General features: G+C 71.8%; 13 protein-coding genes. 9 read left to right on the top strand and 4 right to left on the bottom strand.

Going from position 1 to position 14,008, the window contains the following annotated elements; all coding sequences use genetic code 11:
• Positions 1-76 precede the first annotated feature (76 nt).
• Genes BJ958_RS17570 through mhpA form a run of 3 tightly spaced genes read left to right on the top strand, consistent with a single transcriptional unit; the run spans position 77 to position 3,689 of the window.
• Positions 77-1,210, top strand: a complete 1,134-nt coding sequence (locus BJ958_RS17570; RefSeq protein WP_179728203.1) for a VOC family protein — start codon at positions 77-79, stop codon at positions 1,208-1,210.
• On the top strand, positions 1,207-2,160 hold the full coding sequence (locus tag BJ958_RS17565; protein WP_179728202.1) for a fumarylacetoacetate hydrolase family protein: 954 nt from the start codon (positions 1,207-1,209) through the stop codon (positions 2,158-2,160). Before BJ958_RS17570 ends, BJ958_RS17565 begins: the two co-directional genes overlap by 4 nt.
• Complete coding sequence (gene mhpA / locus BJ958_RS17560) at positions 2,157-3,689, top strand: bifunctional 3-(3-hydroxy-phenyl)propionate/3-hydroxycinnamic acid hydroxylase MhpA (protein ID WP_179728201.1); 1,533 nt, start codon at positions 2,157-2,159, stop codon at positions 3,687-3,689. The genes BJ958_RS17565 and mhpA overlap by 4 nt, the downstream gene beginning before the upstream one ends.
• 90 nt (positions 3,690-3,779) lie before the next feature.
• Here the strand turns inward: mhpA and BJ958_RS17555 are convergent, their stop codons facing one another.
• Positions 3,780-3,932, bottom strand: a complete 153-nt coding sequence (locus tag BJ958_RS17555) for a hypothetical protein (RefSeq protein WP_179728200.1) — start codon at positions 3,930-3,932, stop codon at positions 3,780-3,782.
• On the opposite strand from BJ958_RS17555, the gene BJ958_RS17550 reads away from it, so the two are divergent.
• The gene (locus tag BJ958_RS17550; protein ID WP_179728199.1) at positions 3,931-4,578 is read left to right on the top strand and encodes a CoA transferase; all 648 of its coding nucleotides are present in this window, start codon (positions 3,931-3,933) and stop codon (positions 4,576-4,578) included. The genes BJ958_RS17555 and BJ958_RS17550 overlap by 2 nt on opposite strands.
• A complete protein-coding gene (locus BJ958_RS17545) occupies positions 4,575-6,011 on the top strand; it encodes a carboxyl transferase domain-containing protein (protein ID WP_179728198.1) in 1,437 nt (478 codons plus the stop codon). The genes BJ958_RS17550 and BJ958_RS17545 overlap by 4 nt, the downstream gene beginning before the upstream one ends.
• Before the next feature lie 79 nt (positions 6,012-6,090).
• Here the strand turns inward: BJ958_RS17545 and BJ958_RS17540 are convergent, their stop codons facing one another.
• From BJ958_RS17540 to BJ958_RS17530, 3 genes are all read right to left on the bottom strand, one after another.
• Entirely contained in the window at positions 6,091-6,486 is a 396-nt protein-coding gene (locus tag BJ958_RS17540; RefSeq protein ID WP_179728197.1) for a DUF779 domain-containing protein, read from the bottom strand.
• 17 nt (positions 6,487-6,503) lie between these two features.
• Entirely contained in the window at positions 6,504-8,027 is a 1,524-nt protein-coding gene (gene exaC, locus BJ958_RS17535) for an acetaldehyde dehydrogenase ExaC (protein WP_179728196.1), read from the bottom strand.
• A gap of 126 nt (positions 8,028-8,153) precedes the next feature.
• Positions 8,154-9,350, bottom strand: a complete 1,197-nt coding sequence (locus tag BJ958_RS17530; protein ID WP_179728195.1) for a GAF domain-containing protein — start codon at positions 9,348-9,350, stop codon at positions 8,154-8,156.
• Between the two features lie 152 nt (positions 9,351-9,502).
• Here BJ958_RS17530 and nicT point away from each other — a divergent pair, with 152 nt between their 5' ends.
• The 4 genes from nicT (at position 9,503) to BJ958_RS17510 (ending at position 14,003) form a co-directional block, all read left to right on the top strand.
• Complete coding sequence (gene nicT / locus BJ958_RS17525; RefSeq protein ID WP_179728194.1) at positions 9,503-10,636, top strand: Nickel transporter NicT; 1,134 nt, start codon at positions 9,503-9,505, stop codon at positions 10,634-10,636.
• A gap of 66 nt (positions 10,637-10,702) precedes the next feature.
• A complete protein-coding gene (locus tag BJ958_RS17520; protein WP_273518839.1) occupies positions 10,703-11,896 on the top strand; it encodes an iron-containing alcohol dehydrogenase in 1,194 nt (397 codons plus the stop codon).
• A 17-nt stretch (positions 11,897-11,913) separates the two neighbouring features.
• Positions 11,914-13,323: a sensor histidine kinase gene (locus tag BJ958_RS17515; RefSeq protein ID WP_343052720.1), complete on the top strand. Its 1,410-nt coding sequence runs from the start codon at positions 11,914-11,916 to the stop codon at positions 13,321-13,323.
• The gene (locus tag BJ958_RS17510; protein ID WP_179728193.1) at positions 13,320-14,003 is read left to right on the top strand and encodes a MadR family response regulator transcription factor; all 684 of its coding nucleotides are present in this window, start codon (positions 13,320-13,322) and stop codon (positions 14,001-14,003) included. Before BJ958_RS17515 ends, BJ958_RS17510 begins: the two co-directional genes overlap by 4 nt.
• The last annotated feature ends 5 nt before the right edge of the window (positions 14,004-14,008 follow it).

Genomic DNA, 14,008 nt, shown 5'->3' with positions numbered 1-14,008 from the left:
TCTGACGATTTCGTCAGAAAGCCTTGACGAACGACGCCCCTTTGGCTGACGATTTCGTCATTCAAGAGGAGGCGGCATGTCCACCCACCACACCCACAACGACCTGCACAACGAGCAGGGAGCACTGGCCGGAGAGCACCCCGGCCGGGCGAGGAACCCTGTCATCAAGGTGCGCGACCTGGCCTGGCTGGAGTTCGAGAAGCCGGACCTCGACGGAGCCGAGGTCTTCGCGCACGCCTTCGGCTTCACCACGAGCTTCAAGGACCGGGACGAGCTGCACCTGCGCGGCACGCTCGCGGGCAGTCCCGCCGTCATCGTCCGGCGCGGCACGCGGTCCCGGTTCACCGGGCCGGCCTTCCTGGCCGCCGACGACGCCGACCTGCTCCGTCTCGCCGGCCACCTCGGCGTCGTCGTGACGGCGCTGCCGGACAACCTGGGCGGTCTCACCGTCGACGCCCGCGATCCCAGCGGCGCGCGGGTCCGGGTGGTCACCGGCTGCCACACCCTGGCGGCCCTGCCGGAGCAGGTGCCGCTCGTGCACAACGTCGGTGGCCGCGTCGCGCGGGCGAACACCCCCCAGCGTCCCCCGCGCGAGCCTGCGAGGGTCGAGCGGCTCGGCCACGTCGTCCTCCAGACGCCGCGCTACCGCGAGGCGCTCGACTGGTACCTCGAGCACCTCGGGCTGATCGTCAGCGACTTCCTCTACTACGACGGCCAGCGGTCCAAGGGGCCCACGATGAGCTTCATCCGCTGTGATCGCGGCAGCGAGCCGGCCGATCACCACACCCTCGCGATGACCCTCGGTCCTCGCGCGCGCTACGTGCACTCGGCGTACCAGGTGGCCGACCTCGACGCGCTCGCCGCCGGCGGCGAGTTCCTCCGCGACGCCGGCTACCACCGCTCGTGGGGCATCGGCCGGCACATCCAGGGCAGCCAGGTCTTCGACTACTGGCGCGACGACGACGGCTTCCTCGTCGAGCACTTCACCGACGGGGACATGTTCGACGACACCCTCGAGCCCGGCTGGGCGCCGATGACGGCCTCCGGTCTCGCCCAGTGGGGGCCGCCCGCCTCTGCGGACTTCCTGGGCATCAAGCCCGGCCGCGAGTCCCTGGCCGAGGCCCGCTCCATCCTCTCCGCCCTGCGGAGGTCCGACAACGAATTCGACCTGACCCGCCTGCGCGGGCTCCTGAAGGTGGCCAACTCATGAGCATCAACATCATCCGCATCGCCGAGCGCTGGTACGTCGAGAAGTCGGCGCGCACCGGCACCCTCATCGACACCACCGCGCGCACCACTGCCGAGCTGATCGCCGACCGGGCGGCCATCGACCTCGCTGTCGCCGGCGAGGAGGCGGACCTGCCCACCGGTGGCCTGCAGGCGCCCGTGACCGCGCCGTGCCGCGTCGTCGCCCAGATGACCAACTTCGTCAGCCACATCAAGGACTCCGGCCTGGACCCGGAGACCGTGCCGCTCACCTTCTTCCGCAAGACCTCCCACTCGATCAGCGGTCCGACCGACGACATCGTCAAGCCGTCCCACGTCCGCTTCCTCGACTACGAGGTGGAGGTCGGGCTGGTGATCGGCAAGGACCTCCCGGTCGGGACCACCCTGACCCAGGAGGACATCGCCGACCACGTCGCCGCGCTCGTCGTGACCAACGACGTCTCGGCCCGTGACCTCCAGCTGCCGAAGACCCAGTTCTTCGAGGCCAAGTCCTACCCGACCTTCACCCCGGTCGGGCCCCGGCTCGTCGTCCTGGAGCCCGGTGACTGGGAACGGTTCGAGGATCTGCGGCTCCAGCTGTGGGTCAACGGCGAGGTACGCCAGGACGCGGTCGTGGCCGACGACATGCTCTACAAGCCGCTCGAGGCGCTCCAGGGCCTCGCGCGGTTCCAGCCTCTGTCCACCGGCGACCTGGTCCTCACCGGAACTCCCGGTGGTACGGCGCTGAAGGCTCCGCCCAAGCCGGTGGAGATCATCGGAGCCCTCCTCCCGCCCGCCGTGAAGTGGAAGGCGTTCTTCAAGGCGCAGGCGAGGAACACGTCGTACCTCGCCGACGGGGACCTGGTCGAGATCCACGTCGCGACCCCCGACGGCAAGCTGGACCTCGGGCGGCAGCGGACGACGGTCCGCCACGAACGCGCCACGGCGCGATGAGCGTCGAGCAGCCCGAGGTCGTGGTCGTCGGTGCCGGTCCGACCGGAGTCACGGCCGCCATCCAGCTCGCCCAGGCAGGCGTCCGGACCCTGGTCCTCGACCGCTGGCCCGACGTGTTCCCGCAACCACGAGCGGTGCACTTCGACGACGAGGTCCACCGGATCCTGGCCCGTCTGGGCGTGGGCACGCAGGTCGCCGCCATCTCCGTTCCCGGCGCGGGGCTGAGGCTGCTCTCGCCGACCCACGCCACGATGGCCCAGTTCGACCGGACCGACCCGCGGACGTCCAACGGCTATCCGCAGGCCAACATGTTCGACCAGCCCGGCCTCGAGGCCGTGGTGCGCTCCCGGATGCATGAGCTGCCGCTCGTGACCTTCCGGGGCGGCGTCGAGGTCACCACCGTCCGTCCGAACGGCCCCGAGCGCCCCGAGGTCGAGTACGTCGACCTCACCACGCACGAGGTCCACACGGTCCGTCCCCGGTTCGTCCTCGGGTGCGACGGCGCGAACAGCATCGTCCGTGCTGCCATCGGATCGACGATGCGGGACCTCGGTTTCGGCGAGCAGCGCTGGCTCGTGGTCGACATCGCGACCCCGCGCGACCTGGGGCACTGGGGCGGCGTCCACCAGGTCTGCGACAGCAACCGAGCCGCCACCTACATGCGCATCGGAGAGACCCGCCACCGGTGGGAGTTCGCCCTCCGGGACGACGAGGCCGCGGCCGACTACCAGGACCTCGACGCGCTGGCGCCGCTCCTCGCCCCGTGGGACACCGACATCGCCGACTTCGAGGTCGTCCGCCTCACGGAGTACACCTTCCGGGCCCGGCTGGCCGACCGGTGGCACCGCGACGGGGTCTTCATCCTCGGCGACGCCGCGCACCTGACCCCGCCGTTCATCGGGCAGGGGATGGGTGCCGGCATCCGGGACGCGACCAACCTCGCGTGGAAGGTCGCGGCTGTCCTCGAGGGCACCCTGCCGGTGTCGGCGCTCGACAGCTACGAGGCCGAGCGCGCGCCCCACGCGCGCGCCATGATCCGCCTCGCCAGCCTGGTCGGGCGAGCCATGACAGCGGGCGGTCCCGTCGGCGACCGCCTGCGCGGGGTCGTCGTCCCCCTCCTCGTGCACCTGCCCGGCGTACGTGGCCGCGTCCTCGACAGCACCACGCCGCCGTTGCGCCGCTCGTCGCTGGTCGACCGCGGAGCGCTGCGTCGCGGCCTCGGCGGCGCACTGTGCCCGAACCCGGTCCTGGCGTCCGGGGAACGCCTCGACGTCGAGGCCGGCCAGCGTTGGGTGCTCGTGTCGCGCACGGCCCCGACCCGCCGGTACGCCGAGCACCTGAGCGCCGACGATGCGGTCGTCATCGACGCCGGCGCGACCCCCGAGCTGGACCGCTGGCTCGGCCGCCACCAGGCGGCGCTGGTGCGACCGGACCGGACCGTCATGACCGTGGGAACGGTGGAAGGCGTCATGAAGCGGGTGCCCTTCGGTCGTTCGCGGGACACCCTCGCCGCTGCGGAACGAAGCTAGGCAGCCGTCGCGTACCGGGAGTCACGATGGGTCCGATCGGGCCTCCTCACCCTCTCCGCCGTGTGGCCGTCGCGGGGCGCTCGACGCGGACTACCTCCGCAGGAGCGCCTGCGCCCCGATCGCGGTCTCGGCCTCCATCGCGTCATGGGTGTTCGCGCCGCGGTAGCTGCGGTGCAGCGCGAGCACGGCGATCCCCGACAGGACCAAGGTGGGCGTGCCGATCGCCGACCTCCTGGCCGGCATGAACGGAGCCTTCGGTCTGCTCGCGGCACTGCATGACCGCGAGCGCACGGGCCGAGGTCGCGTGGTCCGCACGAGCCTGCTCGCCTCGGTGGTCGGCATCCACGGCTTCCAGGGCACCCGGACGACGATCGCCGGGCAGGTCCCGCGGGCCATCGGCAACCAGCACCCCTCGATCGCGCCGTACGGCCTGTTCCGCACGGCGGACGCCCCGGTCCAGGTCGCCGTGGGGAGCGAGGGACTGTGGGCCTCGTTCGCGCCGCTCGTGGGCGTGGCCGTCGACGACCCCCGCTTCGCACGCAACGGCGACCGGGTGGAGCGACGTGAGGAGCTCCGCGAGCTGATCGAGAAGGCCTTCGGCACCAGGTCGAGCGAGGACGTCCTCACGGCCCTCGAACGTGCGGGCATCCCGGCCGGCAAGGTCCGCACCCTCGACGACGTCTACGCGTGGGAGCAGACCCGTTCGCAGGGCCTGGTCATCGGCGTCGACCACCCCGTGTTCGGCAGGCTCGAGCTTCCCGGACCGGTCCTGCGCTTCGACGACAACACCTACGCCGGTGGCCGCAAGGACCACGTCGCACCGCCCGTGCTCGACCAGCACCGCCAGCAGCTGCTCGACTGGCTCGACGCGAGGGAGGCGGTGCGATGAGCACCGTCCTGTCCGCCGGCGACTACATCGCCGCGCTGGTCGACGAGGGTTCCTTCGAGAGCTGGGACACCGAGCCGAAGCAGCCCGCGGAGGCGTCGGCGGACTACCTCGCCGAGCTGACCGCCGCGGCCCTGCACAGCGGCGCCGACGAGGCGGTCGTCACGGGGGCGGCCCGGATCGGTGGTCGACCGGTCGTCGTCCTGGTGTCCGAGTTCGGCTTCCTCGGCGGCTCCATCGGCGTCGCGGCTGCCGAGCGTCTCGTCACCGCCATCACCCGGGCGACGGCACTGGGCCGCCCGATCGTCGCGGCGCCGGCCTCAGGGGGGACCCGCATGCAGGAGGGCACGCCCGCCTTCGTCCGGATGGCAGCCATCGCCGCCGCGATCCGGGCACACAAGGACGCCGGCCTGCTGTACGCCGCGCACCTGCGGCACCCCACGACCGGTGGGACGATGGCGTCCTGGGGCGGACTGGGTCAGGTCACCTGGGCGGAGCCCGGCGCGCTGACCGGGTTCCTCGGCCCCAAGGTCTACCGCGGGCTCCACGGCGTCGACTTCCCGCGCGAGGTCCAGCGGGCCGAGAACCTGCACCGGGTCGGCCTCGTCGACCGGGTCGCCGCCGTGGGCGAGGTGCGCTGGGAGGTGTCGATGCTGATCGACCTGGTCGCGTCGCCCGTGCGGCGGTGTGCCGGGCTCCCTCCGACCTCCGTCGGCGAAGAGCCCGTCGCGGGCCTCGGTGGTGCTGGCGACGTGTGGGCCTCCGTGTCGGCGACCCGTGCGCCCCAGCGGCCCGCGCTGGCCGAGTTCCTCGCCGTGGCCGCACCCGAGTTCCTGCCGCTGAACGGCACGGGTGCCGGGGAGCAGGAGAGCAGCGTCGTGGTGGCGCTGGCTCGGGTCGCAGGTGCCTCCTGCGTGCTGATCGGCCAGGACCGGGCCGCGCAGGCGGCCGGTGTTCGGCTCGGCCCGGCCGGGCTGCGCCAGGCGCGCCGCGGGCTCCGCCTCGCGCGCGAGCTGCGGCTTCCCGTCCTCACCGTCGTGGACACCCCCGGTGCCGACCTGTCGCGCGAGGCGGAGGAGGGTGGTCTCGCCTTCGAGATCGCGCGCTGCCTCGAGGAGCTCACCACCCACCCCCACCCGACGGTGTGCGTCCTGCTCGGAGAAGGAACCGGCGGCGCCGCCCTCGCGCTGTTCCCGGCCCGGCACGTGATCGCCACCGGCTGCTCCTGGCTCTCCCCGCTGCCGCCCGAGGGTGCGAGCCTCATCCGGTACGGCGTCGCCGACCGTGCTGCCGAGCTCGCCCGCACCCAGCGGATCGGTGCGTACGACCTCAACGCGACCGGTGACGTCCACGTCGTCGCGCCGGTCGTGGGCCCGGATGTCTCCTCCGCCTACCCGGCCGTCGTCGAGGAGATCGGACGGCACCTGGCTCGATGATCGATCGGGAGCGCGGGGACGCACGCACCGCGACCTCCGGGGCCGTCGGGTGGTCGAGGTCCGACGATCCATGACGGCGTCAGCCGCGGGCCGCGGCGGCCTCCAGCGCCGCGTGCTCCTCGTCGGTGAACAGGCGTGAGCGGATCAGGAAGCGCACGCCGTGCGGCGCCTCCAGGGAGAAGCCGGCGCCGCGGCCCTTCACGACGTCGATCGTGAGGTGGGTGTGCTTCCAGTACTCGAACTGGGCCTTCGACATCCAGACCGGGACATCCCGGTCCAGGCCGATGTCGAGGTCGCCGAGATGGATGTCGGCGTTGCCAATGCGGAACTCGCCGTCGGGGTAGCACATGGGTGCCGACCCGTCGCAGCAGCCGCCGGACTGGTGGAACATGACGGGGCCGTGCTCGGTGGTGAGGCTGCGGAGCAGGTCCGCAGCCTCACCGGTGAGGTCGACCCGGTGCGGAAGGGAGGGCATGACCGGGCCAACGCCTGTCAGAAGAAGCCGAGGGCGTCGGGGGAGTACGACACCAGGAGGTTCTTCGTCTGCTGGTAGTGGTCGAGCATCATCTTGTGGGTCTCGCGCCCGATGCCGGACTGCTTGTAGCCGCCGAACGCGGCACCTGCCGGGTAGAGGTGGTAGCAGTTCGTCCAGACCCGACCCGCCTCGATCTCGCGGCCGGCACGGTAGGCCTGCGAGCCCTCCCGCGACCACACGCCCGCACCGAGGCCGTAGAGGGTGTCGTTCGCGGTCTCGAGAGCCTCGGCCTCGTCGGCGAAGCGCGCCACCGAGACGACCGGGCCGAAGATCTCCTCCTGGAAGATCCGCATCTTGTTGTGACCCTCGAAGATCGTCGGCTTCACGTAGTAGCCGCCGGCGAGGTCGCCCTCGAGGACGTTGCGCTCACCGCCGGTGAGCACCTTCGCGCCCTCGGCCTTGCCGATCTCGATGTAGGACAGGATCTTCTCGAGCTGGTCCAGGGAGGCCTGGGCGCCGATCATGGTCGTGGTGTCGAGCGGGTTGCCCTGCACGATCTTCTCGGTGCGCACGACCGCGTCGGCGAGGAACTCGTCGTAGATCGAGTCCTGGATCAGGGCGCGCGACGGGCAGGTGCAGACCTCGCCCTGGTTGAGGGCGAAGAGCGTGAAGCCCTCCTGCGCCTTGTCGTAGAAGGCGTCCTTCTCGGTGGCGACCGAGTCGAAGAAGATGTTGGGCGACTTGCCGCCGAGCTCGAGCGTGACCGGGATGATGTTCTCCGCGGCGTACTGCATGATCAGCCGGCCGGTGGTGGTCTCGCCGGTGAACGCGACCTTGGCGATCCGGCTCGAGGTCGCGAGCGGCTTGCCGGCCTCGACGCCGAAGCCGTTGACGACGTTGAGCACGCCGGCCGGCAGCAGGTCGCCGATGAGCTCCATGACCTTGAGGATCGACCAAGGGGTCTGCTCGGCCGGCTTGAGCACCACGCAGTTGCCGGCGGCCAGGGCGGGGGCCAGCTTCCAGGCGGCCATCAGGATCGGGAAGTTCCACGGGATGATCTGGCCGACCACTCCCAGCGGCTCGTGGAAGTGGTAGGCGACGGTGTTCTCGTCCAGCTCGCCGGCCGTGCCCTCCTGGGCGCGGATGGCGCTCGCGAAGTAGCGGAAGTGGTCGATGGTCAGGGGGATGTCGGCGGCGAGGGTCTCGCGCACCGGCTTGCCGTTGTCGTAGGACTCGGCGACCGCGATCGCCTCCAGGTTCTCCTCGAGGCGGTCGGCGATCTTGTTGAGCAGGTTCGCGCGCTCGGTGGTCGAGGTCTTCTTCCAGGCGGGGAACGCCGCGTGCGCGGCGTCGAGCGCGGCCTCGATGTCCTCCTCGGTGCCGCGTGCGATCTCGGTGAACGGCTTGCCGTTGACCGGTGAGATGTTCTCGAAGTACTGGCCCTTGGCCGGGGCCACCCACTCGCCGCCGATGTAGTGGCCGTAGCGGCTCTGGACGGCGACGAGCGAGTCGGGCTGGCCCGGGGCTGCGTAGATGGTCATCTGGATGCTCCTGGTGGTGAGGACTCGACGCCCTCTGTGACGTCGTTCACAGCACGGTAGGAGCGGGGACGTTGCAGCGACGTTGCCGTCCCTGCGCCTCGTCCGGGGCGCGGCCGACGTCGTGGTTCAGCCGGCGAACTCGTCGTCGAGCCGGGCCAGCTGGCCGCTGGCGAGGGCCCACAGTGGAGACCCGGGAGGCAGCAGGTCGCGTTGCCGTGTCCACATCTCGTAGTCGTCGGCGCCCCATGCCGACCGGGTCCACGACGACATCAGGTCGGGCTGGCCCGCGTGCAGCACGGCGGCGCGCAGCTGCGCGGTGAGGGCCTCGCGGAGGCGGACCACCCCGGGTGCGTTCGAGCGCGGCAGGAGTGGCCCGCGGAACGCACGCACCGCGCCTGCGACGTCCCCGGACGCGAGCAGGGCCTCGACCGCGAGCCAGTCGCCGCTCACCTCCGACAGCAGGCGGTAGGGCCGGGAGCCGAAGAAGGTCTCGCCGAGGAGGTGGCGCAGCCGGTTCAGCTCTGCGCGCAGGGTCGAGGAGCCGCCCTCGTCCTCGTAGACCAGCACACTCAGCTCGTCGCCGGACAGCCCGCGCGGGGCGCTGGCGAGCAGCAGCACCAGCTCGCTGTGGCGGGGGGACAGCCGCATCCGCCCGGTGTGCCCGCGGTCGTCGTCGACGCTCAGCAGCGCGTCGTTGCGACCGAGTGCCTCGATCCGGACCGCCGGGCGGCCCGGGTGCTCGGCGGGGTCGCGGGCGACGAGGCGGTCGCGAGCCAGCTCGGCCTCGGCGAGACGGACCGTGGCGCGCACGAGCGCCATGGTCTGGGGGACGACGATCTCGTCGCCGCCGGTGACGTCGAGGACCCCGAGGAGGCGGGAGCTCGCCGGGTCGTGGATGGGGGCGGCTGCGCAGCTCCACCCGCGCACCGCATGGCGGAAGTGCTCACCGCGAACCACGCTGCTGGGCTGGTCGAGGCGGAGGGCCAGGCCGGGGGCGTTGGTGCCTGCCAGGCGCTCGTCCCAGTTGCTGCCCTCGACGAAGCCGATCGACTCGGCCCTGCGCAGGGCGGCGCCCGATCCGCAGACCCAGAGCAGCTGGCCGGCCTCGTCGGCCACGGCCATCGTCGCGTCGCAGTCCCGCGCCGCCTGGCCGAGGACGTCGTCGAGCAGGGGAAAGACCCGGGCGAGCGGGTGCTGGGCCCGGACCGAGCGCAGGTCCCCGTCGCCGAGCGTGATCGGCGCCGTGGCCTCGTCGGCGGGCACGCCTGCTGCCGCGGACCGGTGCCAGGACGCAGCCACCTCTGCCCGCATGCCGGCCTCCATCCCGCCACTGTGACACCAGTCACGTTGCACGATGGTTGCACCCGCACGGCCCGGCGGCGGCTGGCTGGTCGGGTCGAGCCGCCTCTCCGAACGGACGGTTCCGTGCCCGCGCTGTTGCGACGAGTTCGCAACAACGCCGAAGGTGCGGAGTCATGACCACCGTCACGCTCGCTGCGCCGACCGGTCCGCGTCTGGGCCGTGAGGAGAGGCGCAACCTCGTCAGGACGCTCGGCTTCGTGCTCTTCCTCCACCTGCTCGGCTGGGGCCTGCTGGTGCTCGTGGTGGCTCCACGTCACTACGACGTCGGCGGCGGCGTCCTCGGCGTCGGGCTGGGGCTCACGGCGTACACGCTGGGCATGCGTCACGCGTTCGACGCCGACCACATCGCCGCGATCGACAACACCACGCGCAAGCTGATCGGCGAGGGCCAGCGGCCGGTGAGCGTCGGCTTCTGGTTCAGCCTCGGGCACAGCTCGGTGGTGTTCGTCATGGTCATGGGGATCACGCTCGGCGTCCGCGCGCTCGCCCGCGGCGTGGAGGACGAGGACTCCACGCTCCTGCGGGTGGCGGGCGTGTGGGGCCCGAGCGTGAGCGGGGTCTTCCTGCTCGCGGTCGGGCTGGTCAACCTCGTGGCCCTGGTCGGCATCGTCAAGGTCGTCGCGTCGATGCGCCGGGGCCACTTCGACGAGGCCGAGCTCGAGCGGCAGCTGCAGGCGAGGGGAGTCCTCAACCGCCTCCTCGGCCGGGTCAACCGTGCGGTCCGCAAGCCGTGGCACATGTACCCGATCGGGTTCTTGTTCGGGCTCGGCTTCGACACCGTCACCGAGATCGGCCTGCTCGTGATCGCCGGCGGCGCGGCCGCTGCGAGCCTGCCGTGGTGGGCCGTGATCACCCTTCCGGTGCTGTTCGCGGCCGGCATGTCCTTGCTGGACACCCTCGACGGCGCCTTCATGAACATCGCCTACGGCTGGGCGCTCTCGCGACCCGTGCGCAAGACCTACTACAACCTCGTCGTGACGGCTCTCTCCGTGGCCGTCGCGATGACCATCGGTGGTGCGACGCTGGGCGCGATGCTCGGCGAGCGGGTCGGCGGGCCCTGGCTGGTCTTCACCCGGGTGGACCTCGAGTACGTCGGCTACGCGATCGTGCTGCTCTTCGTGGTCGCCTGGGGCGTCTCGACGGCGGTGTGGAGGCTCGGCCGCGTCGAGGAGCGGTGGGGGAGGCGGCTGGAGGGTCCGGCCGCCGTCGGCCGGCCGGTGACGCGTGCAACCACATTGCAACCTTGATGCAACTACGGTGTGGCGACCGTCACTCGGAACCGAGCGAATGGCGGGACTCAGGAGGTCCTTCGAGTGCTCACGCTGCCCGCACCGCCGACTGCCGCCGCCCGCGACGACCGCCGACTGCTCAAGTTCCACGTGCCGGAGATGGTGTTCGGGCTCGGGTCGCTGGCCGAGGCGGGATTCTGCGCCGGCCGTCTCGGCGCGCGACGGCCGTTCGTGGTCACCGACCCCGGCATCATCGAGGCCGGTTGGGTGATCGAGCTCCTCGGTCACCTGTGCGACGTCGGCCTCGACCCCCAGGTGTGGGCGCACGTCAGCCCGAACCCGAAGGACCACGAGATCGCCGCGGCCCACGAGGCCTACGTCGAGCAGGGCGCCGACGTCATCGTGGGCATCGGGGGCGGGTCGGTCCTGGACGCCGCCAAGGGCGTCGCGATCCTCAGCGGCAACGGGGGATCGATCCTCGACTACGCGGGTGTCGACCTGGTGACGCGACCCATCCCGCCGCTGCTGATGATCCCCACGACCGCCGGCACCGGGTCCGACGTCTCGCAGTTCTGCATCGTCACCGACACCGTCAACGCGGTGAAGACGACGATCATGGGCAGGTCGCTGGTGCCGGACATCTCCGTCACCGATCCGCGACTGCTCAGCACCATGCCGCACGACCTCGCCGCTGCGACGGGTCTCGACGCGCTCACCCATGCCGTGGAGTCCTTCGTCTCGCTGGGCCACAACCCCCTCGCCGACGGACATGCACTGTCGGCGGCGCGCCTGGTCGGCAAGGCCCTGCGCCGCAACGTCGAGGCGCCGGGCGACGAATGCGCGCGGCTGTGGATGGCCCAGGCCAGCCTCGAGGCGGGTCTCGCCTTCTCCAACAGCATCCTCGGCGCGACGCACGCGATGAGCCACCAGGTCGGTGGGCTCTTCGACCTGCCCCACGGCGTCGTCAACGGCGTGCTGCTGCCGCACGTCATCCGGTTCAACGCCGAGGTCGTGCCGGAGCGGTTCGCCATGCTCGCCGATGCGATGGGCCTCGCGGTGCAGGGCATGCCCGACCGTGAAGCGGCGGAGCTCCTGGCCGAGTACGTGCAGGACCTGGCGGAGTCGGTCGGCGCTCCCCGGTGTCTCGGCGCGCTGGGCGTCACCGACGCCGACGTGGACCGCATGTCCGTGACGGCGACGCGGGATGCGTGTCTCGCGACCAACCCGCGCCCGGCCGACCAGGACGACATCGCAGGCATCTTCCGCGAGTCGTTGTGAGTGCCCGGGCGCAGGCGGTGCAGGGGACGGACCGGGTGGGTGCCGACCCGGCCGACCTGCCCCAGCCGCCGGACCTGGCCGCACTGACCGGGGTCCGGTCGGGCAAGCAGACCTACTACTCGGCGTACCAGCGCTCGAACGAGCGTCTCCAGCGCACGGTGACGGCGATGGACTCGATCTCGCGGGCCCTGGTCCATCCGGTCGAAGGACCACGGGCCCTGCTGGAGAAGATCGTCCGGGTGGCCGCGGTCCACCTCGATGCACGGTGGACCGTGCTCGCGCTGGGCTCGCACGCGCTTGCGTCGACCCGGCCGCGCTTCCTCGCAGTGGATGCCGCCGGCCAGGTCAGCGACGCTCTCGACGACCTGCCGGGAGAGGCACGCCGCGCCATCGCAGAGATCGGCAACGGCGAGCTTCCTCCTCGCGCCGTCGACAGCCCCACGAGGGTGGTGGTCCCGATGCTCATCAACGGCAGCGTCCTGGGCGGCCTGGCTGCCGCGCCCCGCCGCGACCTCCCGCTGGAGCCGCCGGACCTGTCGGTCCTCCACATCCTGGCGAACCTGGCGGCCGTCTCGCTGCACACCGGCGACCTGTACCGGACGGGTCTGGCCCAGCAGCGCCGGGCCCAACAGCTGTTCGACGAGGTCTCCGAGCAGTCGCGCACGCTGTCGTTGCGCACGGAGGAGCTCCGCGCGGCCGAGCAGCGGCTGAGGGTGGCCGACCAGAGGGAGCTGCTGGAGAGGGAGCGCCGCCGCATCGCCCTCGAGCTCCACGACAGCGTGGCCCAGACCGTGCTGAGTGCGGGCTTGGTCGTCGAGGTGCTGCGCGGCGAGTTCGGCTGCGGAGCGGGACCACGTGGCCCGGTCGTCCCGGAGCTGGACCGCGCGCGGGACCTGATGGCGAAGGCGACCGAGCAGCTGCGGTCGGTCATCTACGCCCTGCACCACGAGCGGGTCGCCGAGGACGTGGCCAGCCTGCCCGAGCTCCTGGCCGAGGTCGCTGCCCAGCACCGGCCCCACCTCAGCGTGCGTCTGCGGCTCGAGGGCAGCCCCGTGCCCCTCGGTACGGCGGCCGAGCACGCCCTGGCGAGGACCGCCGGCGAGGCGCTCTTCAACGTCGCCATGCACGCCAACGCCGCACGGGCACTGGTGCGCCTGCGCTACCTCGAGGACTCCGTCGTGCTGCGGATCAGCGACGACGGCGACGGTGACCCGGCGGCCATGCGACGCACCATGCGACTCGCTCGCCGGGGTGCCGCGGACGGACGCCACCGCGGCCTCGTCGGCATGGCCCTGCGTGCGGAGGGGCTGGGAGGGAGCCTGTCGATCAGGCGCTCCCGTGCCGGTGGCGTCGCGATCGAGTCCCGGGTTCCGTTGTCCGGCGCCGTCCAGGGCGCCGTCCCTGCCTTCGAGGAGACGAACACATGAGTGCGACAACCATCGAGTCCTCCCGGGCCGCCGAGCGTCCGGACACCATCGGTGTCGTCCTCGTCGACGACCACGCGATCGTCCGCCAGGGCCTGCGCTCGGTGCTGGAGCGGGAGGCGGACCTGAGCGTCGTGGGCGAGGCGGCGACGCCGGCCCAGGCGGTGGCCGTCGTCGCCGCGGCCCGGCCCGACGTGGTGCTGCTCGACCTGCGGCTCTCCCCGTCGAGCGACAACGAGGGCATCGAGCTGTGCACCCGCCTGCACCAGGCGCACCCCGAGCTGGCGCTGCTCGTCCTCACCACGGTCATCGACGACCAGCTCGTCCTCGAGGCCATCCACCAAGGTGCCCGCGGCTACGTCGTCAAGGAGGTCGACACCTCCGAGCTGGTTCGCGCGATCCGCGCCGTCCACCGCGGGGACAGCGCCTTCGACTCGCGCAGTGCGGCCGCGATGGTCCGGGGGATCAACGCCGAGACGGCCGCCGAGAACCGTCGGCTGACCGATCGCGAGCAGGACGTCCTGCGGCTGCTCGCGCGGGGGATGTCCAACCGGGACATCGGACGGCAGCTGTTCATCTCCGACACGACCGCGAAGTTCCACGTCAGCAACATCATGCGCAAGCTGCAGGTCAGCCGCCGTGCCGAAGCGGTCTACGTCGCGAGCAAGGACGGCCTGATCTGAGGCCT

This window comes from Nocardioides kongjuensis (assembly GCF_013409625.1).
GTDB classification, from domain to species: Bacteria; Actinomycetota; Actinomycetes; order Propionibacteriales; family Nocardioidaceae; genus Nocardioides; species Nocardioides kongjuensis.
The sequence above is the reverse complement of the archived record's forward strand: the minus strand, read 5'-3'. Positions and strand labels throughout refer to the sequence as shown.